Source organism: Pedobacter sp. UBA5917 (assembly GCF_002432345.1).
In the GTDB taxonomy this organism is placed as follows: Bacteria; Bacteroidota; Bacteroidia; order Sphingobacteriales; family Sphingobacteriaceae; genus Pedobacter.
In genome coordinates this window covers 32,050-56,151 of sequence record NZ_DJDT01000212.1, presented here as the reverse complement: position 1 = coordinate 56,151, position 24,102 = coordinate 32,050, and the positions used below count along the sequence as shown (strand labels likewise).

Below are 24,102 nucleotides of genomic sequence, written 5' to 3'. Positions count from 1 at the left end.
AAAACCGCCATAAATTTCGTGGTTTACATCTTCGATGTTGGAGCCATAAATAAGTGGACTGATTTTATTTTCAATTTTATCTGCATTGATTTTGATCACTGTATTCTGGGCACTTAAACCCGATGGATAAAGCATTACACCTACAAGCGCAATACTTAACATTTTGAAAATTTTATCCATCTTTTATTAATCTAACCAAACTTTATAAGGATACACGCCGCGGTTACCAATCGCATAAAATGGAATGGCGGTAAAGTTAATTGGCATAGAATTACTGATCGATTTACCCGCAATTACATTAATACCGCCGGCAATGCCTGCTTTGTATTGAGGTGCCAGTATCGAATTGTTATTTAAATGAAAAACATCTGTTTCCGGATTATCAACCCCTTCCAAAGCGTAAACTATCGGGCCAGCAGCAATTGCCGTTTTACCACTGATTGTTTTTACCAGGTTGTTTGGTGTAACCAGTCTTGGTTCAACCGGAAGACTTAATTCGATAATATCACCTTTTTTCCAATTGCGGTTGATGGATACATAACCATTTACCGGTTTTACTTCTATCGCTTTTCCATTAACTGTGAGGCTTAATTTTCCGTTAACTGTTGAATGGTACAGCTCAAAAGGATTTTCATTGCCCATGGCCCAACCCGGAATCCTCAGCGCAATACTAAACGCGGAAGATTTTTCGGGATTAACCTGAAGCCTAATACCACCTTTCCACGGATAAGAGGTAGTTTGTTGTAAACCCACTTTGGTATTTTCAAGATCTATATGCGCATCGCTTCCGATAAACAGGTTTACAAATACCGTGTTTTTATTGTGTCCGTAGATATATTGCGGCAATGCACCGATCATTTTTAGGAACATCGGCGGACAGCAAGGGCAGCTGTGCCAGTTCCATCGCCTGCGGTCTTTAGAAATCAATGGATTTTCGTAATGATAATGTTGTCCATCAGCTGCTACACTCGAGAGCAGGTTATTATAAATTACCCTTTCAAATTCGTCGATGTATTTTCCATTGGCATGTATGGCATTCATCTGCTGACTAAAAAAAGCAGCTCCGATTGAAGCACAGGTTTCCAGATATGCCGATTCGGGCAGGAAATAATCTGCGCCAAATTTCTCATCATTCGCAATGGCTCCTTCCCCACCGGTAATAAACATGCGCTTGCCAATCATGTTATCCCAATAGTGATCGGCCGTGTTCAGATAGCGTCCATCTTTGCTATAATTCGCTACAGCTGTAATACCTGTTCCAAGCAAAGTGGCACGTACCGCATGTCCTTCGATGGTTTGCTGATCAAAAACAGGAATATGATCCTGATTATAGCTGCCAAAACTAATTCTTGCCCTCGATCCGTCAGCATCAGCAAAAACACCACGTTTTTCGATCCAATATTTAACGATGGCGTAATAATCATCTTCGTGTACCGTAATGCCGAGTTTCTGCTTTAAATTGGGTGTAGTTTTAAATAAGAGATAAAGTTTAAAAAATGCTTCCTCAGGGCCTGCATGCGCAGGGATAACATTCAGTTTTGGCGCCGCGCCCATTACTTTGGTTACATAATTGGCCATTTTTACGGCAACACCTAAAAGTTTTGTTTTTCCGGTAGCCTGATAATAATGAACACCGGCTTCGACCAACATGCCTGCATTATACACATCATGCTGCCAGCGGTCGTCGCCACCGTTTAAGCCCCACCTTTGCGTTGGTCTGTTCAGTGTGGTATAAGTATTGATATATCCTTCCGGATCGGCATTTTGGGCCGCGGCGATGCGATCGATATAAGCATCCAGTTTTTTTTCGAGTTTGGCATCCGGATAAGAAACCAACAGATCGGCTCCTCCCCTAATGGTTTCATAAACCAGTCCGTCGTACCATGGCGGGCCATCGCTCGTACCTATTCCCTTTTTCCCCTGGGCAACGAGATCAAAATTGAGAAAGGCATTTCGTGTTCTTCCACGCTCGGTTTTCTCTTTAATGATATCTTCCTGGTCGGGTTCATATTTACCTTCCAGCTTATCCAAAACATCATAAATCGTTTTACTAGTCCAAACCTTAAATTTGGGCGACCAAAAGCCATCATTAATTTTTACTGCAGCAAGTGGTACTGACTGTATCGGATCGGTACTTTTAACTTTCTGCTCTTGTGCTGTAGATATTTGGACAGCAGAAACAAAAAGTAATGTCAAACATTTGGTTCGGGATAAAAGGCGAAAACTCATAGCTATTTCGTAGTTGATCAATTATTGGTAATTTAGTCAAAAATACAGGCCATTAATGTAAAATTATTGCGCTAAGTTGATCTATTTTGATACGAATTTGATTTTTTTAAAGAAACCTCGATCAACACAATATAAATGAAACTGTTTACCGAAACCATTATCAGGGGCGACAAACTTTTTGTATTGAAAGAAGAAAGCTTTCCGTACAACGATTTCCCTCTGCATATCCACCCTGAATATGAGCTCATCCTCGTTTTAAAAAGCAGTGGCAAAAGATACGTTGGCGATAGTATCGATACTTTTTCTTCAGGTGACCTCTGTTTTTTTGGTCCGAATTTGCCCCATACCTTTTATAACAAACACTTACCTGCTGATAGGGAAGTACACCAGATCGTGATCCAGTTTAACGAGGATATGCTCGGTAAAGGCTTTTTCGATCTGGAACAGTTTAGTGCAGTTAAAGGTCTTTTCGAACGTTCGCTGCATGGTATATGCTTTAACGGTACCGTTAGGGATAAAGCAACAGAAAAGATTAAAGAAATGCTGCTGGCTGATGAAGCCGAATCGGTGGCCAACCTCATTTCGGTACTTAATCTGCTTGGCCGATCGAACGAATACGAACTGTTATCACATTATGATTATAAATCGCATGCCATCCACCGCGATACGGAGCGGATGAGTAGGGTTTACCATTTTTTACTTGATCATTTTAAACGCGACATTAGTCTGTCCGAAATTGCTTCGGTGGCCAATCTTTCGGAAGAGGCCTTTTGCCGTTACTTTAAGAAACATACACGGAAAACACATTCAGAATTTATGAATGAACTAAGGATCAGTTATGCCTGCAGGTTATTGCAGCAAAAGCAATTGAGCATCCTCGATGTTTGCTTTGAAAGCGGTTATAAAAACATCTCTTACTTTAACCGTCAGTTTAAACTGCATACCGGTACTTCTCCGTTAAAATACCAGAAAAAGAAGTTTCCGGATGAGTTTTAAGGCGTTTTATTACTGGATAGACCCTGAAATAAATTCAGGGTGACGACCCGCTGGAATAATCGTTATCTCGACTGAAACGCAGTGAAATGGAGATCCATCGACTACGCTCAGGATGACAACTTAATAAAACGGCCGTCATCTCGACCGAAGCACAGCGGAGCGGAGAGATCTATATCAATTTAGCTTAGAGTTTTCCGTGCATCCGTGGCTAAAAATTAAATTCTGGCAGTAAAAAAAATTAGGGACCCTGAAATAAATCCGATAGCTATCGGATCAGGGTGACGATCTGACGGGAAAAAATTAATTCAGTTTCTCTGCCAACAACTTCATTTCAATCCGTGGCGAACGGTTTTCATAAATAATACTGTGCACAGCTTTACAGATTGGCATATCTACGTTATAAGCCTGATTTTTAATGTGCATGCATTTTACAGCATAATAACCTTCGGCCACCATATTCATTTCCAGCTGTGCCGATTTAACGGTATAACCTTTGCCAACCATGTTACCAAAAGTGCGGTTGCGGCTAAACTGCGAATAAGCGGTAACCAGTAAATCGCCTAGATACGCCGATTCTTTAATGTCACGGTCGATTGGGTGCACAGCATCAACAAAACGTTTAATCTCTCGGATGGCATTGCTAATCAACACCGCCTGAAAGTTATCGCCATAACCGATACCATGACAGATACCACTGGCTACTGCATAAATATTTTTTAAAACAGCTGCGTATTCTGTTCCGAAAATATCGTCGGATACATTGGTTTTGATATAGCGGGTGTTTAAGAAAGAAGCAAAGGTTGAAGCCTGTTCTACATCGGTACAGGCAATGGTGAGGTATGATAATTTCTCCAAAGCTACCTCTTCGGCATGGCACGGACCGCTTACCACTAAAATATCGTGGTAGGGAATGCCATATTTTTCGTGCATAAATTCGCCGATAATCAGGTTATCTTCAGGCACAATGCCCTTTATTGCAGAAACAATTTTTTTACCCTTTAAATCTTCAGGTGTGATGGAAGATAAGGTTGTTTTTAAAAATGCAGCCGGAACGTTTAAAATGATAAACTCGGCCGATTTGATAACGGAATTGATATCAGATGAGATATGGTCATCTTCATCAAGCTTAATCTCAACAGAACTGATATAATTAGGATTGTGCTTAAATTTCCTGATATGCTCTATAGCAGTTTCATTACGCATCCACCAAAAAATCTCCTTTTCAGATAAATTATCTGCAAGCATTTTTACAATGGCAGTCGCCCAGCTACCGCCCCCTATCATTGCTATTTTAGGTACCATATTTTAAAGAGGTATAAGGCTTAAGGTAAAAGGCACAAGGTTATTATGTCCTACGCCCCAAGCTAAAGGTTTAAGGTAAAAGGTGTAAGGTTTAAGGTTTAGACCATTTGCCTTAAACCCTAAACCTTACACCTTAAACAACGCAAGTTACTATTTCTTGCTATTAATTATAAACTACTTTTTACCGTCTTTGCTAAACAATTGGTCTTTAGATGTTTTTTCTACGATCATTCCATCTTTCAATTTATTCTGGATGGCCGAATAAGGACCTGTTACAATTTCATCGCCGGTTTTAACACCCGATTTTACAATAATGAACTGATCGTTCTGGATACCTGTGGTAACTTCGGTCTTTTTAACCTTTTTGGTTTTGGCATCATAACCATAAACAAACTGTTTTACCTTTTTATCGGTCAGTTTTGATTTTTGTTTGTCATTGTTTTCCTGATTTTGAGCACCATCTCCTGCTTTTCCATTATCGGTAAATACCGCCTGGATAGGAATAGCCAAACCTGTTAACGATTCGCTTTCGATATCAACTGTTGCCGACATACCCGGACGGAAAATAGATTGTTGTTTACCTGCCAGTTCTTCGCTGATCCTGATTTTTACCGAGAAATTGGTTACCTGATCTACCGAGGTAGATACTGCAGTACCCACGGCTGTTGATGAACTTGCAATTTCGGTTACCACACCCCTGAATTTTTTGTCTGAAAAAGCATCAACTTCGATAGAAGCTTTATCGCCAACTTTAACACGGGTAATATCGTTCTCGTTAACATCAACGTTAACTTCCATTGACGACAGGTTGGAAATACGCATAATTTCGGTACCTGCCATTTGTGAGGTTCCAAGGATACGATCTCCCAACTCAATCGATAATTTTGAAACTACACCATCAACCGGCGCATAAATAGTGGTTTTAGCCAGGTTTGCACCAGCTTCTTTTACGTTTGCACCAGTTTGCTCCAAAGTAAACTTGGCTCCGGTTACATTTTCTTTTGCACTGGCTAAATTAGCCTTTGCAGTTAAGAAAGCGGCTTTGGCCGAATCAAATTCTGAAGCTGATATTACTTTTTTATTAAAAAGCTCAACATTACGTTTATAGGTGGCCTCTGCATTTACAAAGTTAGCCTGGTTTTGTGCAAGTTGTTGTCTGGCCGCAGCAACACTGGCTTTTTGAGCGTTAAATGTAGCAACGGTTCTTTCGTAACCTGATTGTAATACATCGGGGCGTACTTTACAAAGCAATTGGCCAGCTTTAACAATATCGCCTTCTTTAACTTTTAATTCTACAACCTCGCCCGATACTTCCGAGCTTAACTTAACTTCGGTTTCTGGCTGGATTTTACCACTCGCAGTAACTGTTTCTACAACAGTTTTATCTGATGCTTTTTCGGTAGTTACTTTCTCGGTTTTGTCTCCACCTATCACGCCGGCCAGTTTAAGAACAACCAGCAGGACTACGATAGCAACTACGGTGATAATAATATGCTTCAGTTTCATAATTTATTTATTGTATTTCGTTTGTTTCGATAATGTTGTAATGTTCAAAAAGGCTGAAAAAGTTCTAATATTCCCTATCCTTTCAGCTTTGGTCTTTAGTCTTTTACCTTTCAGCTCTAACCTTTGGTCTTTATTCTTTTAGGTTTAACCTTAAAAAACAATCTGTTTTCCTAAGTAATAATCAATCACTTTAGCCCGGAAAAGCAAATCATATTTTGCCAGGATAAAATCTATTTCTGCTTTATTTCTATTGGTTTGTGCAGTGCTAAAATCCAGTGAGTTTACCAAACCCACCGCATAACGCTGTTCAATTACATAAAAAGCATCTTTTTGTGCCTGAAAAGCATTTTGTGTTGAACTGTAACGGCTTTGAGCTGCATTTAAATCTGCTACTGCCTGATTAATTACTTTGATCAGGTTATTTTTGGCCAATCGTTCATCAGTAATGCGCTGTTGGAATACTATTTTTGCTTTTCTAACACTTGATCTGGCGGCGAAGCCATTGAATATAGGAATAGATATACTCATCCCCACAAATTGTCCGAAGTTACCAGATAATTGATCTTTAAAAGAGTTATTTACGCCTGCGTAAATCGGGTTTGATTTATCTATATTAAATTGATAATAATATGCTGAATTTAAACCTGCTCCCAAAGTTACTTTTGGGAAATAATTACCTTTTGCTAAGTCTATAGATTTTTCTGCAGCTTTTGAATTTAGTCCAGCCAACTTAATATCTGGAAAGGTATTAAGTGCCTGCTGATAGATATCTGTAGGAACATAATTGCTTTGGATATTATTTAATTCGTTAACCAATGGTGGCTGAACCTTAAAAGTCATAGGTGGTTGGATTTCCATCAATTGCCCTAAAGTTAAATAAGAGATGGTTAACTGATTTTGTGCATTGGTTAAATTAAGTTCGGCGGTAGCAGCCTGCGATTTGGCCTGCGAAATATCAGCCAGGGTTTTATTTCCTACATCTAAGAGTGCCTGTTCTCTTTTAAGTGTGGATTTTGCTACATCGAGTTGTTGTTGGGTAGCCTTAACCTGATCTTCGTTATTTAAAACCTGAAGATAGGCCGTTACCACCTGAAGAATAAGATCGTTTTTTACCTTTTCTACATTTGTCTGATCTACTGCTAGCAATATTTTATTCTGCCTGATCTGGTTAAGTTTTGTCCCTCCCTCAAACAATGAAATGTTGGTACTTAAACTCGGATTCATAGTATAACTCTGACGGTTCTCGTATAAACCAGATTGTTGTTGACTCCTTCCCCATCTCATTGATTGATCAATACCTCCGCTTAAAGTTGGTAGAAGAGCATTTTTAGATTGGCGTACGGTTTCTTCACTCAAAGAGGCACTAAAAGCGGCCTGTTTGATGTTCAGATTGTTTTTTAGGGTATTTTCTACAGCCTGTTGGATGCTGATGACTTCTTGAGCCTTAATCTGCTGACTAAAGCTAAATGCAACTAATAACGCAGATCCGGTAATTAACTTATTCTTGGTAAACATCTTCATAATTTGTTTCAAATCTATATAAACAACTTTAATAATTTCAATCTGTACAGGCATTTACTAACTTTGGTCCTCAATGTACCTGATCAAATCACCGCTTCTGCTAAAATGGTATTATCCATCACTGTTATGGAATAAATCCCGCACCGAAAAAGTTATTTACTTGACCTTTGACGATGGACCCATACCCAATGTTACAGATTTTGTATTAAAAACTTTAAAAGTATTTAATGCAAAAGCTACATTTTTTTGCATCGGTGATAATATCGTTAAACACCCCGAAGTTTTTGAACGTGTAAAAAGCGACGGGCATGCCATCGGCAACCATACCTTTAACCATTTAAGGGGTTGGAAAACCGATGATGAAACCTATCTCGAAAATACACTAAAATGCCAGCAACTCACACAAACCAATCTCTTCCGTCCACCTTACGGGAGGATTAAGAAAAGCCAGGTTAAAAGTCTTAAGTCCGCAGTCCTTAGTCCACAGTCCGACTCAGGGCTAAAGACTACCGACTCAGGACTGAACATCGTGATGTGGGATGTGCTCAGTGGCGATTTTGATATTAATCTGGCGCCCGAAAAATGCTATCAAAACGTGATTAAACATACCGAAAACGGCTCCATCATTGTTTTTCACGATAGTTTAAAAGCATTCGACCGTTTATCTTACACACTCCCTAAAGTATTAGCCTATTTTACCGAAAAAGGTTTCACCTTTTCAACGCTCTAGTTCAAAGCCAATCTTATGCCAAGCTCAAAAATAACCAACAACAATTTGATTATCAGAACATTAAATTAAATAAAAATATAAAACTGTTCAAAACCGTACAAACGTGTACGTTAATGAACGCTTATGGAATAACCGGTTTTGTTTCATCTTCAGTTTAAAAACCGATATGCAAAACTACCTTCTGAAGATAAAATATTATCTGCTGGTTTTCCCTCTCTTTCTGATAGCATGCAATCCCCATGTTGAAAAGGGTTTCGAAAAAATCCCTCCCGGTTTAAGCTTAACGGAGGATCTGATCAGGGCAATACGTCCTGATAAAGACTATCAATACTGGGCCTGCATCCGTCAGGATTTTAGCGGCAAGATCCATCCGAAAACTGAGATTATAACAGGACATGGAAATATTTCCTATTTGATGAATAATAAGTTTGATCAACCACAATCTGGTTTTTTAGCCAAAATGTGGAGCGGTTATTTTTACATTGCCTACGTTGAAAAAGACAGCTTGAAATTAGTTACCAGCAGAGCAGAATTGATCAGGTTTATCGGAAAAATAGATGGTTTGGAAGAAGCTTTATTACTGGCAGAAATCGACGATCTGGCGGTTGATTATGACCGGGATATTGGTGGTGCTTATCAGAAAACGAAAAAAGGATTTGAATTTTACCTGGCGAGATTTCGCAAGTGTACCGTAAGAACGGAACCATTTAGGGTAAGTATAGATAGCATGGGAAATATAAAGGCAAAGAGTTTAGGCTTTTATTATAATGTTGATGATACCAGGTGTTATGATTAATGCTCTATTAAGCCTCCACTCTCATAAATACCAGCCTCTTAAAAACACTATAAAGCAAGGTCGTACTCCTTTCCATAATTTATACGTTTTCATGACCTAAAACTTAAGCTTTTTTCGTAGTTTAGAATAATTCCAAATTACTTAATCACCTGTGCAAATTACATTTAAAAGTTGTTTTTTGCTATTTTTGGCTCTAGTCAAAAAATTGAGTTTTTTGGTCAAAAAACCACAAATTAATATACAAAAAGCAGTATTCTTTTGATGAAAAGCGGGCGTGTATTTCTTACACCTACTTAACACAAAAAGAATAAAATATCCAAGATGAGTATTTATAACGATTATATCCAGGAGATTGAAGACAGGAAAACCCAGGGTCTTCACCCTAAACCTATTGATGGAGCCGAATTATTGAGCGAAATCATCGATCAGATCAAAAATGTAAATAATTTTAACAGAGCAGATGCTGTTAATTTTTTCATATACAATACCTTGCCGGGTACCACCGCAGCAGCTGGTGTAAAAGCAGAGTTTTTAAAAGAAATTATTTTAGGTCAAACTGCCGTTGCAGAAATTACACCTGATTTTGCTTTCGAACTGTTATCACATATGAAGGGCGGACCTTCTATCAAAGTTTTATTGGATATCGCTCTGGCCGACAATGGAGATAAGGCCCATAAAGCTGCGAATGTACTTAAAACACAGGTTTTCTTATACGATGCTGATACCGATCGTTTAAAAGAAGCTTACAACAGCGGTAACGATATTGCCAAAGAAATTTTGGAAAGCTATGCCAGGGCCGAATTCTTTACAGAATTACCTGCCATTGCCGAAGAAATTAAAGTAGTAACATTTATTGCCGGTATTGGTGATATTTCTACGGATTTATTGTCTCCGGGTAACCAGGCACACTCCCGCTCCGATCGCGAGTTACATGGTAAATGTATGATCACCCCTGAGGCTCAGGAAGAAATCAGGGCGCTACAGGCACTACATCCTGATAAAAGTGTAATGCTTGTGGCCGAAAAAGGCACCATGGGTGTAGGTTCTTCACGTATGTCGGGGGTTAACAATGTGGCCCTTTGGACAGGTAAACGCTCTAGTCCTTATGTTCCATTTGTAAACATTGCGCCAATAGTTGGGGGTACCAATGGTATATCCCCTATTTTCTTAACCACAGTTGATGTAACGGGCGGTATCGGTATCGACCTTAAAAACTGGGTAAAGAAAACCGATGAAAATGGCAATGTTATCCGTAACGAAAATGATGAGCCAATTTTAGAGCAGGTTTACACCGTTGAAACCGGTACTGTTCTTACCATCAATACAAAAACCAAAAAATTATACAATGGTGATCAGGAGCTAATTGATATTTCAAAAGCACTAACACCACAAAAGGTAGAATTTATCAAGGCAGGTGGATCTTACGCCATCGTATTTGGTAAAAAAATCCAAACTTTTGCGGCAAAAACATTAGGCATCGAAGCTCCATTGGTATATGCGCCAGCTAAAGAAGTATCTATCGACGGACAGGGTTTAACCGCTGTAGAAAAAATATTTAACAGAAATGCTGTAGGCTTAACACCGGGCAAGGTTTTACATGCTGGTTCTGATGTTCGCGTAGAAGTAAACATTGTAGGCTCTCAGGATACTACCGGTTTAATGACGGCGCAGGAATTAGAAGCAATGGCTGCTACGGTTATTTCTCCGATTGTTGATGGTGCTTATCAATCAGGTTGTCATACGGCATCTGTTTGGGATAAAAAAGCCCAGGCTAACATTCCTAAACTGATGAAGTTTATGAATGATTTTGGTGTGATTACAGCCCGCGATCCTAAAGGCACATATCATTCAATGACAGATGTTATTCACAAAGTATTGAACGATATCACTATTGATGAGTGGGCAATTATTATTGGAGGAGACTCACACACACGTATGTCGAAAGGTGTTGCTTTTGGTGCCGATTCGGGTACAGTAGCATTGGCTTTGGCAACCGGTGAGGCTTCTATGCCAATCCCTGAGTCGGTAAAAGTAACCTTCAAAGGTGAAATGAAACAACACATGGATTTCCGTGATGTGGTGCATGCAACGCAATTGCAGATGTTGCAACAGTTTGATGGCGAAAACGTATTCCAGGGTCGTATTATTGAGGTACACATCGGCACTTTATTGGCTGACCAGGCCTTTACTTTTACTGACTGGACTGCAGAGATGAAAGCAAAAGCTTCGATCTGCATTTCTCAGGACGATACCTTGATCCAATCTTTGGAAATTGCAAAAAACCGCATCCAGATCATGATAGACAAGGGTATGGACAACCATAACCAGGTTTTACAAGGTTTGATCAATAAAGCAAATAAACGTATCGAGGAAATTAAAACCGGCATCAAACCCGCTTTAATGCCTGATGATAATGCTAAATATTACGCTGAAGTAGTAATTGATCTTGATCTTATCCAAGAACCAATGATTGCCGATCCGGATGTAAACAATGCTGACGTTTCTAAACGTTATACGCACGATACCATCAGGGATTTAACTTACTATGGCGGCGATAAAAAAGTAGATCTTGGTTTCGTAGGTTCTTGCATGGTACATAAGGACGACCTGAAAATCGTATCCCAAATGTTGAAAAACATAGAGATACAAACAGGTTCAGTATCCTTTAAAGCACCATTGGTAGTTGCCGCCCCTACTTACAATATCATCGATGAACTGAAAGCAGAAGGCGACTGGGAATACCTTCAAAAATATTCAGGATTTGAATTCAGCGATGCCCTGCCTAAAAGCACAGCACGTACCGAATACGAAAACATCATGTATTTAGAGCGTCCGGGTTGCAACCTTTGTATGGGTAACCAGGAGAAAGCGGCAAAAGGCGATACCGTAATGGCAACCTCTACACGTTTGTTCCAGGGCCGTGTGGTAGAAGACAGGGATGGTAAAAAAGGAGAATCTTTACTGGCATCTACGCCGGTAGTGGTACTTTCTGCTATCTTGGGTCGTATTCCAAGCATCGAAGAATACAAAGTTGCCGTAGAAGGCATCAACTTAACCAAGTTTACACCAATTTCTACGAAACAGTAAGAACAAATAAGCACATCGTGCGTTTATAAAGAACCAGGCTATCCGACAATGTTGGGTAGCCTTTTTTTATGTCAAAATTTGCATAGAATGTTTTTAAATAACACAATTTGACAATTCACAAAAACAAGTCTGTTAAAATTTGTTTAATTTAGAATAGTCTCATAACTGACAATAATTATTAAAAAATAAAGTATGGCTTTTGATATAGACATGATCAAAAAGGTATATGCAAACTTCGGTAGCCGTGTAGAGGCTGCACGTAAAATAGTTGGCAGGCCTTTAACATTATCTGAAAAAATATTATATGCACACCTTTGGGATGGAGATCCTAAAACGGCATTTAAACGGGGTTCTGATTACGTAGATTTTGCACCGGATCGCGTTGCGATGCAGGATGCAACTGCACAAATGGCATTATTGCAGTTTATGCAGGCGGGCAGGCCACAGGTGGCTGTTCCTTCTACCGTTCACTGTGATCACCTGATTACGGCAAAAGAAGGTGCATCAATAGATTTACCCCATGCCAAAACCGAAAGTGCCGAAGTTTTCGATTTCCTATCCTCTGTATCCAACAAATATGGTATCGGTTTCTGGAAACCAGGTGCAGGTATTATCCACCAGGTAGTTTTAGAAAATTATGCTTTTCCGGGCGGAATGATGATCGGAACCGATTCGCACACCGTAAACGCAGGTGGTTTGGGCATGGTTGCCATTGGTGTTGGCGGTGCCGATGCCTGCGATGTAATGGCCGGCTTACCCTGGGAGCTTAAATTCCCTAAATTGATCGGTGTTAAATTAACTGGAAAATTAAATGGCTGGACAGCTGCCAAAGATGTTATCCTTAAAGTTGCAGGTATCCTTACCGTAAAAGGTGGTACCGGTGCTATTGTAGAATATTTTGGTGATGGTGCCGTTAACTTAAGCTGTACCGGTAAAGGTACCATTTGTAACATGGGTGCAGAGATTGGTGCAACCACATCTACATTTGGTTATGATGAAAGCATGGAACGTTATTTACGTGCTACAGGCAGGGATGAAGTTGCTGATGAGGCCAACAAAATTGCTGCTTATTTAACCGGTGATGATGAAGTTTATGCAAATCCTGAACAATATTTTGACCAGGTAATCGAAATTGATCTGGATACCTTAGAGCCATATTTGAATGGTCCTTTTACACCAGATTTAGCTACCCCGGTTTCGCAGATGAAAACAGAGGCAGAGAAAAATGGCTGGCCTTTAAAAGTAGAATGGGGTTTGATCGGTTCTTGTACCAACTCTTCTTACGAGGATTTATCAAGAGCTGCTTCTATCGCTAACCAGGCTATAGCAAAAGGTTTAACAACAAAAGCCGAATTCGGTATCAATCCGGGATCGGAGCAGGTACGTTATACTGCAGACCGTGATGGTTATTTAAAAACTTTCGAAGATTTAAATGCAACGATCTTTACCAACGCCTGCGGACCATGTATTGGTATGTGGGACAGAACAGGTGCAGAAAAAGCAGAAAAAAATACAATCGTGCACTCGTTTAACAGAAACTTTGCTAAACGTGCAGATGGTAATCCCAATACTTACGCTTTCGTAGCTTCGCCTGAAATCGTTGCTGCAATTGCCATTTCGGGTAATTTAGGTTTTAATCCATTAACCGATACCTTAACAAACGATAAAGGTGAACAGGTTAAATTAGATCCGCCTACCGGTTTTGAACTGCCAACAAAAGGTTTCGCTGTAGAAGATGCAGGTTACCAGGCACCAGCAGCCGATGGTTCTAAAGTTGAGGTTCTGGTTTCGCCAACTTCCCACCGTTTACAATTGTTGGATCCATTTGCTCCTTGGGAAGGCACTGATTTAAAAGGTTTAAAACTGTTGATCAAAGCCAAAGGTAAATGTACAACCGATCATATCTCGATGGCTGGTCCGTGGTTAAAATTCCGCGGTCACCTGGATAATATTTCCAACAATATGCTTATCGGAGCGGTTAACTTTTTCAACGATAAAACCGATACCGTTAAAAATGAACTAACAGGCGAATACGGTCCTGTTCCGGCAACACAACGTGATTACAAAGCCGCCGGCTTAGGATCTATCGTTGTTGGTGACGAAAACTATGGTGAAGGTTCATCACGTGAGCATGCTGCTATGGAACCACGTCACCTGGGCGTTCGTGCCGTACTGGTAAAATCTTTTGCCCGTATCCACGAAACCAACCTTAAAAAACAGGGAATGCTTGGTTTAACCTTCGCAAACAAGGAAGATTACGACAAAATCCTTGAAGATGATACGATCGATATCTTAGGTTTAACAACTTTTGCTCCCGACGTACCATTAACTTTGGTTTTACACCATGCCGATGGTACAGAAGAATCGTTCCCTGTAAACCACAGTTACAATGCCCAGCAGATTGATTGGTTTAAAGCCGGTGGTGCCTTAAATATCATCAGGGCCGAAGCAGCAGCTAAAGCAGCGCTTTAATTAGTCAACAGTCTTTAGTCCTAAGTCTAAAGTCAGGATATCAATCCCGTTTTGTTAATTCAGAACGGGATTTTTTTGTTGCTTTTTGATAAAAGAAGTAGGTATTGCTAGAGAAACTTAAACACGAGCCGTCATGCTGAATTTATTTCAGCATCTTTCCTGCTTTATAAAACATGAAATTAATTCAGGGTGAAGAGATCATGAGTTTAACTAAAACGTGTCGTCATCTCGACTGGAACACAGTGGAATGGAGAGATCTATCTTGAGATAGATTTAGCTTCGCTGAGCACTTACGTGGTCCTCGGCTGCGTTACATCCGATAGCTATCTGGGCTGCTCTAAATGACGTTGTAGATAAGAAAGCTAGCTCTTTTCAAACTCATAACCACAATCGTAACAGTGGTTACATTTATTTCCTTTAAAAGGAATAAAAATACCAATCAGAACAGAAGTTAAAGTAACCCACCAACTAAATTTCTTTTTGGTAGCCATTCCATAACCAACATTTTTTGATCCGCATTCCGGACAAATCAACTGTTCTTCTGTTAATTCCTGATCACTAACAATTTCAGCGGATGAATCGAAAGCCAGGCTATTATCTTCTGCCAGTAAAGTATTAATGGCTTCAACATCTCTTTCAAAAACAATCAATTTTACGCCTCCGATGGCTTGATTGTACAATGGTTGAATAGTAGCCACATTTTCATCAGCCAGGAAACAGGCAAAACCACTGTCTTCCAATTTTGCCCTGATGATATTGGCCTCCATGGGATTATAGTAGGTACTGTAAACAACGGTTTTATCATTCATACTGTTAATTTAGTAAAAAAAATGTTGAATGATGGAAATTTTCCGTGTTTTCGGTGCATCCGCGCATTAAAAGTTGGGACAGGTGTAGCTAAAGTTATCGAGATGCAAAAAAGGGCATAAAGAATATTTATACTGATGAAATGTTATGCTAATGGCGATCAAATCGCCTTTCTCCTTCATCCTCGTTACAAACGAGGACGATATATCAAGACTATTTTCTCAAAAATTCCTGCCACCAATAACCTGAATCTTTAATGGTGCGTTGCTGTGTTTTAAAATCGTTATAAATCAGGCCAAACCTTGCAGTAAAACCTTCGGCCCATTCGAAATTGTCCATTAATGTCCAGGCCATGTAACCGGTAACATTTACACCTTCCTGTTTAAGCTTCAGTAACGCATTTAAATAAAGTTTAAAATATTCGATCCGTTCGGGATCTTCTACCCTTCCATTGGCCAGTTTATCGTGATAAGCAGCTCCATTTTCGGTAATAATAATGTTTTTTACATTTGGGTAAGCAGCAAACTGTTTTACGATATTATAAAAACTATCTGCGTTAATCTCCCATCCCATAGCAGTATGCGGTTTTTTACGGCTTTTAGCTTTAACCTCCCAGGCCTGTATTACAGGGATAAAGGCATTGTATTTTACCACCAAAGGAAAATAATTCTGAAGGCCGGTAAAATCGAAATCAAATTTCATCCGTTCCTGAAGCCGCCAGGTACCATATTCGATCTGAAATTTTTCGAGCAGATCCCAATCTGCGGTCGGGAAGCCTAGTCCCTGTGTAGGCTCTATAAATAACCGGTTCATTAAACAGTCTACCCGTTTTGCCGCGAGGATATCGTTATCGCTCTGTGTATTCGGAATTACCTCCGAGCACGAATAAGTAGTACCGATATTGGCCTTATTAATTTCGGCACGTAAAATTTTACCACCTTCTGCCTGTGCCAAAGCGGTGTGTAAAACTGCCGGAAAAAAATTGCTTAAACCCGTTTTACCTGGCGCATGTACGCCCAGCATGTAACCTAATGAAGTATAACCGAAAGGCTCGTTTAAAATAATCCAGTTTTTTACCTTATCGCCATATTCTAAAGCACAGATACTTACAAAAGCATTAAAAGCAGCGTTAATGCTAAAGCTGGTCCAACCACCTTCATCTTCCAGAGCCTGTGGCAGATCCCAATGGTAAAGGGTAACATAGGGTGTAATTCCGTTTGATAAACACTCATCGATAAGATTATGGTAAAACCTGACACCTTCCTGGTTAATTTCTCCCCTACCCGCCGGTAAAATCCGCGTCCAGGCAATAGAAAATCTGAAAACCTTAAAGCCCAGAAGTTTAACAAGCGCAACATCTTCGGTGTACCGGTGGTAAAAATCGCAGGCCGGATCCAGTTTATGGTTTTTCTTTATTTTCCCGTTTTTTGCGGTGAAGGTATCCCAAATGGAAGGACCTTTGCCATACTGGGTTGCTGTTCCCTCTATCTGGGCAGCAGCTGTTGCCACTCCCCACAAAAAATCCTTACCAAAATCGCTTGCATTAACCATTGTTTACCAATTAATTGCCATAAGTTGCAAGTTTAATATTAACAAATCATTAAGTAACATTATTTTAAATTATAGACTTCTTCATTGCAGTAGAAATGACGGATTTCTGAAGTTATGGCGCCTTAACTACAGTAGTATCCTGAACTAAAACAGGCACCTTATAATTGCCGGTATCTAAACTGGTTTTGGGCAAAAGTTTTTTTATTGCAGCCAGATCATTCTTGGTCACATTGGTTTGGTAGAGATAAAGAAACTTTAAATTTTTCAGCTTTTTTAATTGATTTATGCCTTTTAAGGTCACTTTTGTTCCAACTAAACTTAAGGATTGGAGCTGATCCAGTTCTTTTAACTGTGCTAAACCTGTATCGGTTATGGCTGTATTGTTCAAGCTCAAACGCGAAAGGTTTTTACAACCTTTAATAGCCGTTAATGTTTGGTCGTTTACCTTACTGTTTTCCAGTTTAAGCCAAAGAAGCTGTTTTTCGATTGATTTGATGAGATTTAAAACATCCTTACTCATCGATTGTGCATTAACAAAGTTTGCCGACAGGTAATTTGTGTTCTGTGCAACCGGAACAATAATCACACTTGCATCAGCCAGTTTTTTCAACGTTTTATCGTCGGCGGCAGAAACTTCTTCAGCAGGGATCCCACTGTTTTTTATTTCCCCAGCGTTGTTTTCGCCATTTTCTAAACTGGCCAGTACAGGTTTAATTTTGGCTGTTTGTGGTAAATCCTTAAACTTCTTTTTAAAATCGGCCCCATTATCGATCCACCATTTCAACAAGGCAATTTCATTTGTACTAAGCTGGGGCTTTTCTTTAGGTGCCATGTGGTCTTCATCGTTTAAGGGCAGCAAAATACGTTTGATCAACTCACTTTCATCGGCTTTGCCTTTTATAAGTGTATGTCCGTTTTCCCCGCCTTTTAAAATGTACGCTTCCTGATCGAGCCTTAGTTTTCCTTTCTGTTTTTCGCTACCATGACAACTATAACAACGGCTTTTTAAAAGTGGCTGAATGGCGTTCTGATAAACAAAAGCTTCCTGCAGATTAGGGATAGCCGGAATGGCTGCCCCACCTTTGGCTCCATCAGATTTTAACGGAGCGGTTAAATAATCAGAACCATGGGTTAAAGAACCGCCTAAATGACCGGTAATAGATATCAAAACAACAAGAATAGTAGCCATTATGCCCAATGCAATCTTAGATTTAACCTTTTTATAAATTATGCATAAAACAACTGATAAAATAGCCACATTGATGCCCATCCACTGGTGGTTACTTACTAAACCACCCTCATAATCGCCGCTATGGGCCAAAAAATAGCCTGTAAAGCACGATATTATAGCACTTAATGTACCAAAAAGTAACATGAGTGGTATTGCAGGCTTTAAACCAGCAAATTTCGCCTTAAATGTTAAAAGGATACAGATGCAGGCCAATAATAAAATCCCGATGGGCAGGTGGACAAAAACCGGGTGAAAACGGCCAAAAAATTCTAACATTTTACTGATACCTCTTTCTTAATAAATTCATCATATAAACATTTATCGCCCATTGATCGGCAACCGGCTGACGGGTATAAGGCAATGTTGGCATATAATCTGCCGGACCAAATTCGGTAAGTATGGTCATCCGCTCGCCGTTCTTCTTTTTGCGTTCGATTACCTTGTCCCACCAGGCCAGATGGGTTTCCACAACCTTAGCCCATTCTGGTGCGCGTGGGTCGTTTACCTGCGGTCCTTCGGGGTGGCCAACACGGGAGTGGATATGCTCTGTTTTCTCCAAAATAAAATCGATGGTCTGTTTTTGATCGGCCAGTAAACTTTCGTGCACATTGCACCAATGCGAAATATCTAAAGTAAACCTGATTTCTGGGTTTTTTTCTGCAAAATTCTTCGCAACCGGAGCAGCAAACATCATCCTGCTGCGGTGTGTTTCGTGATAAATGGGTATTCCCGATGATTTTCTTTTAGCGGTTACATAATCGATAATCTGTTTATTTTCTTCGTAAATAAAATAATCCTTCCCCGAGTGGCAATTAATGTAAACCGGTTTTTGGTAAGTGTTAGCGCAAATGGCATCTAAACTTTTCTTAAAAGATGCTAAATGTTCGGAAATATTCGATTGCGATCCGGCACATAAAAAACCTACTTCCAGTTTGTATTTCTTAACAGCATCGAAAAGTTCTTTAACGGCTTTCTCTTCGCCCGGCCACCACACTTCTATTCCATCGTAACCTTCTTTTTTAGCGGCAGCACAAAATTCGTCCCTCGTTCCTTCAAAACCCCAATCGGTCTGCATAAATAATAATTCGTAACCTGCCTTAGCCTTTACACTTTTAGGCGTACCGGCACTGATATTTTGTATAGGACTTAGTAACGAAGCCGCCGTTGCAACCGCCGTATGCTGTAAAAATTTTCTTCTTGTTTGGTTCATTTATTGGTTCATTTGTTCATTGGTCATTTGTTCATTGGTAAAGCCAATTGCCAACTGAAAACTTCTTAATTGGGTTAACTGTCGTGATACGTCGAACATGTGCCAATCGCTTATCCATTACAAATCCTTCGCATATGCTCAGGATGACAAACTGTGCTAAGAATTGCTTAGCTTCGGACTCCGGACTACCGACTTCGGACTTTGGACTTTGGACTAAGCAACAACCTCCCTAATCACCTTCCCTGCCACATCGGTTAATCTAAAGGGCCTGCCCTGAAATGGATAGGTAAACTGTTCGTGATCGAAGCCTAATTGGTTTAAAATGGTTGCCTGTATATCAAAAGCATCTACTTTACCACTAATGGCACTATAACCAATTTCGTCGGTTTCGCCGTATGTAAATCCTTTTTTCACGCCTCCTCCGGCCATCCAGATGGTAAACGCTTCGGTATGGTGATCCCTTCCCTTAAATGGATTCTGGATTCCATTACGGTTTTCCATCATGGGTGTACGCCCAAACTCACCGCCCCATACTACCAGTGTTTCTTCCAGTAATCCACGCTGCTTTAAATCGAGCAGTAAAGCGGTAATCGGCCGGTCGATACTCCTGCATTTATTCTTCAATCCTATATTAAGCGAATTATTTGGACTATCACCATGTGCATCCCATCCCCAATCGAATAATTGAATATAACGCACTCCTTTTTCTACCAGTTTACGTGCCAATAGCACATTGTTGGCAAAACAGGCTTTTCCGGGCTGCGTACCATACATTTCGTGTATATACGCTGGCTCATCGTTAATATTCATTACTTCCGGAGCCGATATCTGCATGCGGTAAGCCATTTCATACTGGGCAATCCGCGATAAAATTTCGGGGTCGTTGTATTCCTGGTACTGCTGTTCGTTGGCTTTGTTTATGGCTTCGATGGAGGCTTTTCTCAAATCCCTGTTCATCCCATCAGGATCCTTAATAAATAATACCGGATCCCCCTCGCTACGGCATTGTACCCCCTGATAAACCGAAGGTAAAAAACCGCTACCCCAAACACTTTTTCCGGCATCGGGAAAACTGCCTCCACTGGTTAAAACTACATAACCCGGCAGGTTTTGGTTTTCGGACCCTAAACCATAGGTTACCCAGCTGCCCATACTCGGCCGGCCCAAACGCGGCGATCCGGTATGTACCAGTAATTGAGCAGGAGCATGGTTAAACTGATCGGTTTTTACGGCTTTTAAAAAGGTTACTTCATCAACAAGGGTAGAAAAATGGGGCAGGTTATCGCTTACCAAAGCACCCGATTGACCATGTTTGGCAAAAGTAGCCTGTGGCCCAAGCATTTTGGGTACTCCGGTTATAAAGGCGAATTTTTTACCTGCCAATAAAGATGGCGGACAGTCCTGTCCATCCATTTTCATCAGTTCGGGTTTAAAATCAAATAATTCGAGTTGCGATGGCGCACCGGCCATATGCAGGTAAATTACACTTTTGGCCTTGCCAACAAGGGGTGGCGATTTTGGCAATAGCGGATGAGCAGGATCGTAGGCAATTTTGGTCTGTTTATCAGCAAAAAGATCACCGCAGCTCCCTAAAAGTGAACCCATTGCCAAAGCACCAAGGCCCATGGCACTTTCTTTTAAAAAGTGGCGCCTGGAGTGTAATCTGGCATTTGCTTCGTGTGCTTCTTTAATTAACCGATGTGCATTTAATTCGTCTCTTGTCATAACCGATCAACTTAATTTTTGGTAACTACTTCGTCCAGATTGAGCATGGCATTGGCCACCAAAACCATTGCAGCCTCTTCTGGCCTATATTTCTTTTGTTTATCGCCCATAAATGCCGATACGCTTGCCGAATTCTGCTTAAATGTTTCGAAAGCTTTGGCATAAAGGTCTTCGAAAATTTTTAGCCTGTTTTGAGGAATACTTTTATACAAAATCATTTCATATCCCCTTGCAATTTTAGCTTTGCTGCTATTTCCACCAGTTTTTTCCATCCGCAGGGCCAGTTTCCTGGCCAAATCAATATAAACACTATCATTTAAGGTAACCAATGCCTGCAAGGGCGTATTGGTACGGATCCGCCGTGGACTGCATACTACCCTCGATGCACCATCAAAAGCAATGGCCGATGGGTATGGAGCTGTTCTTTTCCAATAGGTGTAAATTCCCCTACGGTACTGTTCCCCTCCACCGCTGGTTACCCATTTGGCACCGTTATATGGCGAAAACCAAATGCCTTCTGGCTGCCAGGGCATTACCGGCGGACCATACATTTTGTTGCTCAACACACCGCAAACAGCCAAACTCTGGTCCCTGATCTGTTCGGCACTCAATCTCACCCTTGAGCCACGTGCATAAAATTTATTAAAAAGGTCTTTCTCCTTCAATTCTTCCGAAACTTTACTATCCTGCCTGTAAGTGGCCATCATTACCAGCTCTTTCAGCATTTTTTTAACACTCCAATTGTATTTGTACATCAACTGGTAAGCCATAAAATCCAATAGCTCCTGATGGGTTGGGGCCATTCCCTGTGTCCCCATATCTTCGAGGGTTTCTACCAGACCTGCTCCATATAATTGCTCCCACAAACGGTTCACCATGGTTCTCGATACAAGTGGGTTTCTTTTATCGGTAAGCCACATCGCTAAACCCATCCGGTTATCAGGTGCATTTTTTGGCATAGCGAAAGCCAAAGAATTTGGCACACCAACTTTTACCTCTTTACCTTTCGATGTCCACGCACCACGCTCAAACACATAGTTTTTGCGTTTCATACTTAATGGATTTTCGACCATAATGGGCGTGGTGGGCACCTGCGCATTCATTAAATCGGTAAACGTTTTTTTATGGGCCAGATAATCAGGTTTACCCTGCCCCGGAAATTGTTGCGTAAAATAAAACCAATCGAAATACACCATAAACTCATCAGGATTTTTTACCGAAGGATTGGTATATGTTAAATACACATCTTTAACGCCGCTTTGTTTAGGAAAATCGACCTCTATGTTCTGATAGCCATTGGTTTGATCTGCTTTCCACGATTTGAGCACCTGCCCGTTAGGGGAGCCAAGATGTAAACTCATTGTACCATTTGGCTTGCTACAGTTGTAACGCAAAATCAACTGATCTACATTTTGAAGGTTAACCGCTTTTAACCTGGCCGATGAACTATTTTTAAAGAACAGTGCTATATTATGATTGCCTATTACCGAATTAACCAACTCATCAGCCGTGGTTGAATTTATTGTAGGCTCACCTGTTTTTAAAAACAGCTCGATCTCAGCTGCCCGTGTTTTACCCGAAACGGTATTAACCCAACTCACCAGTTTATTGAGCTCATTTTTAAGGCTATCGTTAAAATTCCTGAGCAAAGGGTATTCTGCCGTTACATCCTCATCTCTGGTATTGTTAAAATACGACATGAATTTATAATATTCATCGTGTTTGAAAGGATCATAAGGGTGGCTGTGGCATTGCACACAAGAGAAAGTAGTACTCATTAACCCCTCCCAGGTGGCATTTACACGATCCAGCACTGCTGCCGTTCTAAATTCCTCGTTATTGGTACCGCCTTCATCATTGGTTGGGGTATTCCTGCTAAAAGCTGTGGCAATATATTGCGCATCGGTTGGATTGGGGAACAAATCGCCTGCAATCTGATCGGTAATAAACCTGTTGTAAGGCATATCCTGGTTAAAAGCCCTGATCACCCAGTCGCGGTAGGCCCAGATATTCCGGTTAGGATCGCTCTCATAACCTTTGGTATCGGCATAACGTGCTATATCTAACCACATTGATGCCCAACGTTCGCCAAATTTGGGAGAGGCCAATAAACTATCAACCAGCACATTGTAGGCCTGTTGTTCATTTTTACTGTTAAGGTAAAATCTCGCTAATCCATCTGAAGGATAAGTACCGATCAGATCCAGGCTCACCCTCCTTAATAAAGTTGCCTTATCGGCTGTTTTAGCAGGCTCGAGCTTATTTTCTTCAAGTTTGGCAAAAATAAACCTATCCAGATCGTTGCGTACCCAATCATTATCCACATCTGGCACTTCTGTTGGCTTTACACTTACATAGGCCCAATGATTGCCCCATTTTGCGCCCTGTTTTATCCAGCGGCTCAATATATCGATATCATCATTATTTAAGGCCGGATGTTTGTATGGCATTCTTTCTTCGGGATCGTTTGATTTTAAGCGCTTGATAAATTCACTCTCTTCCGGGTTGCCGGGGATAATGGCAGGTTTACCACTTTTCGTTTTGGCCAGCGCCTCTTCCCTGAACAACACACTAAAACCACCCTGTTGCTTAACACCACCATGGCATGCAATACATTTTTTATTGAGTATGGGTTTAACCTGCGAATTAAAGTCGACCTCCTTTTCAGAAGAAAAAAACGAAAAGGCAGCTAAAGCGGCAGCAACCAGCACAAAGCCGGAGGCAAATAATATTTTCCTGTTCAGTAACATTTGGTCAGTATAAACTTAAACTAATTTTTAGCAGTTTTGTATTTATATACAAAGTTAAATCAAGCTAAACATTAATAAAAACACAAGAGAACCGCTTATCAGATTAAATCTTTAAATTTTGGCTTCCCTTAAACCAAAGATCAATAAAAATAAAAAGCACAAAAATGTATTAACTTGCTCAAAAAATGG

General features: G+C 40.4%; 16 protein-coding genes. 5 read left to right on the top strand and 11 right to left on the bottom strand.

Going from position 1 to position 24,102, the window contains the following annotated elements; all coding sequences use genetic code 11:
• Positions 1-180 (bottom strand): hypothetical protein (locus tag B2V92_RS14295; protein WP_293309274.1); only part of this gene is annotated, 180 nt, incomplete at its 3' end.
• 6 nt (positions 181-186) lie between these two features.
• Positions 187-2,196, bottom strand: coding sequence for a glycoside hydrolase family 127 protein (locus B2V92_RS14290; RefSeq protein ID WP_293309272.1), 2,010 nt, complete (start codon positions 2,194-2,196; stop codon positions 187-189).
• A 168-nt stretch (positions 2,197-2,364) separates the two neighbouring features.
• Here B2V92_RS14290 and B2V92_RS14285 point away from each other — a divergent pair, with 168 nt between their 5' ends.
• The gene (locus tag B2V92_RS14285) at positions 2,365-3,225 is read left to right on the top strand and encodes an AraC family transcriptional regulator (protein ID WP_293309270.1); all 861 of its coding nucleotides are present in this window, start codon (positions 2,365-2,367) and stop codon (positions 3,223-3,225) included.
• A 300-nt stretch (positions 3,226-3,525) separates the two neighbouring features.
• Here the strand turns inward: B2V92_RS14285 and B2V92_RS14280 are convergent, their stop codons facing one another.
• The 3 genes from B2V92_RS14280 to B2V92_RS14270 form a co-directional block, all read right to left on the bottom strand.
• On the bottom strand, positions 3,526-4,527 hold the full coding sequence (locus B2V92_RS14280; protein WP_293309268.1) for an NAD(P)H-dependent glycerol-3-phosphate dehydrogenase: 1,002 nt from the start codon (positions 4,525-4,527) through the stop codon (positions 3,526-3,528).
• Positions 4,528-4,701: 174 nt separating this feature from the next.
• The gene (locus B2V92_RS14275) at positions 4,702-6,033 is read right to left on the bottom strand and encodes an efflux RND transporter periplasmic adaptor subunit (RefSeq protein ID WP_293309266.1); all 1,332 of its coding nucleotides are present in this window, start codon (positions 6,031-6,033) and stop codon (positions 4,702-4,704) included.
• Between the two features lie 150 nt (positions 6,034-6,183).
• Complete coding sequence (locus B2V92_RS14270) at positions 6,184-7,554, bottom strand: TolC family protein (RefSeq protein WP_293309264.1); 1,371 nt, start codon at positions 7,552-7,554, stop codon at positions 6,184-6,186.
• 73 nt (positions 7,555-7,627) lie between these two features.
• Here B2V92_RS14270 and B2V92_RS14265 point away from each other — a divergent pair, with 73 nt between their 5' ends.
• From B2V92_RS14265 to B2V92_RS14250, 4 genes are all read left to right on the top strand, one after another.
• Positions 7,628-8,284 (top strand): polysaccharide deacetylase family protein, encoded by a 657-nt coding sequence (locus B2V92_RS14265; RefSeq protein ID WP_293309262.1) that lies wholly within the window; start codon positions 7,628-7,630, stop codon positions 8,282-8,284.
• 166 nt (positions 8,285-8,450) lie between these two features.
• Positions 8,451-9,080, top strand: a complete 630-nt coding sequence (locus B2V92_RS14260) for a hypothetical protein (protein WP_293309260.1) — start codon at positions 8,451-8,453, stop codon at positions 9,078-9,080.
• A gap of 321 nt (positions 9,081-9,401) precedes the next feature.
• Entirely contained in the window at positions 9,402-12,167 is a 2,766-nt protein-coding gene (locus tag B2V92_RS14255) for a bifunctional aconitate hydratase 2/2-methylisocitrate dehydratase (protein ID WP_293309258.1), read from the top strand.
• A 192-nt stretch (positions 12,168-12,359) separates the two neighbouring features.
• Complete coding sequence (locus B2V92_RS14250; protein ID WP_293309256.1) at positions 12,360-14,639, top strand: aconitate hydratase; 2,280 nt, start codon at positions 12,360-12,362, stop codon at positions 14,637-14,639.
• 362 nt (positions 14,640-15,001) lie between these two features.
• Here B2V92_RS14250 and B2V92_RS14245 read toward each other — a convergent pair whose 3' ends face one another.
• From B2V92_RS14245 to B2V92_RS14220, 6 genes are all read right to left on the bottom strand, one after another.
• Positions 15,002-15,448: a DUF2007 domain-containing protein gene (locus B2V92_RS14245; protein ID WP_293309254.1), complete on the bottom strand. Its 447-nt coding sequence runs from the start codon at positions 15,446-15,448 to the stop codon at positions 15,002-15,004.
• Between the two features lie 211 nt (positions 15,449-15,659).
• Positions 15,660-16,997, bottom strand: a complete 1,338-nt coding sequence (locus B2V92_RS14240; RefSeq protein ID WP_293309252.1) for a GH1 family beta-glucosidase — start codon at positions 16,995-16,997, stop codon at positions 15,660-15,662.
• 112 nt (positions 16,998-17,109) lie between these two features.
• Entirely contained in the window at positions 17,110-18,504 is a 1,395-nt protein-coding gene (locus B2V92_RS14235; protein ID WP_293309250.1) for a c-type cytochrome domain-containing protein, read from the bottom strand.
• Between the two features lies 1 nt (position 18,505).
• Positions 18,506-19,438, bottom strand: coding sequence for a sugar phosphate isomerase/epimerase family protein (locus B2V92_RS14230; RefSeq protein WP_293309248.1), 933 nt, complete (start codon positions 19,436-19,438; stop codon positions 18,506-18,508).
• A 213-nt stretch (positions 19,439-19,651) separates the two neighbouring features.
• Complete coding sequence (locus B2V92_RS14225; protein WP_293309246.1) at positions 19,652-21,163, bottom strand: DUF1501 domain-containing protein; 1,512 nt, start codon at positions 21,161-21,163, stop codon at positions 19,652-19,654.
• An 11-nt stretch (positions 21,164-21,174) separates the two neighbouring features.
• Positions 21,175-23,913: a DUF1553 domain-containing protein gene (locus B2V92_RS14220; RefSeq protein ID WP_293309244.1), complete on the bottom strand. Its 2,739-nt coding sequence runs from the start codon at positions 23,911-23,913 to the stop codon at positions 21,175-21,177.
• Between the last annotated feature and the right edge of the window lie 189 nt (positions 23,914-24,102).

Excerpts from the sequence above, each read along its gene's own strand:
- B2V92_RS14285 (WP_293309270.1), top strand. The coding sequence starts at position 2,365 with ATGAAACTGTTTACCGAAACCATTATCAGGGGCGACAAACTTTTTGTA.
- B2V92_RS14280 (WP_293309268.1), bottom strand. The coding sequence starts at position 4,527 with ATGGTACCTAAAATAGCAATGATAGGGGGCGGTAGCTGGGCGACTGCC.
- B2V92_RS14275 (WP_293309266.1), bottom strand. The coding sequence starts at position 6,033 with ATGAAACTGAAGCATATTATTATCACCGTAGTTGCTATCGTAGTCCTG.
- B2V92_RS14270 (WP_293309264.1), bottom strand. The coding sequence starts at position 7,554 with ATGAAGATGTTTACCAAGAATAAGTTAATTACCGGATCTGCGTTATTA.
- B2V92_RS14265 (WP_293309262.1), top strand. The coding sequence starts at position 7,628 with ATGTACCTGATCAAATCACCGCTTCTGCTAAAATGGTATTATCCATCA.
- B2V92_RS14260 (WP_293309260.1), top strand. The coding sequence starts at position 8,451 with ATGCAAAACTACCTTCTGAAGATAAAATATTATCTGCTGGTTTTCCCT.
- B2V92_RS14255 (WP_293309258.1), top strand. The coding sequence starts at position 9,402 with ATGAGTATTTATAACGATTATATCCAGGAGATTGAAGACAGGAAAACC.
- B2V92_RS14250 (WP_293309256.1), top strand. The coding sequence starts at position 12,360 with ATGGCTTTTGATATAGACATGATCAAAAAGGTATATGCAAACTTCGGT.
- B2V92_RS14245 (WP_293309254.1), bottom strand. The coding sequence starts at position 15,448 with ATGAATGATAAAACCGTTGTTTACAGTACCTACTATAATCCCATGGAG.
- B2V92_RS14240 (WP_293309252.1), bottom strand. The coding sequence starts at position 16,997 with ATGGTTAATGCAAGCGATTTTGGTAAGGATTTTTTGTGGGGAGTGGCA.
- B2V92_RS14235 (WP_293309250.1), bottom strand. The coding sequence starts at position 18,504 with ATGTTAGAATTTTTTGGCCGTTTTCACCCGGTTTTTGTCCACCTGCCC.
- B2V92_RS14230 (WP_293309248.1), bottom strand. The coding sequence starts at position 19,438 with ATGAACCAAACAAGAAGAAAATTTTTACAGCATACGGCGGTTGCAACG.
- B2V92_RS14225 (WP_293309246.1), bottom strand. The coding sequence starts at position 21,163 with ATGACAAGAGACGAATTAAATGCACATCGGTTAATTAAAGAAGCACAC.
- B2V92_RS14220 (WP_293309244.1), bottom strand. The coding sequence starts at position 23,913 with ATGTTACTGAACAGGAAAATATTATTTGCCTCCGGCTTTGTGCTGGTT.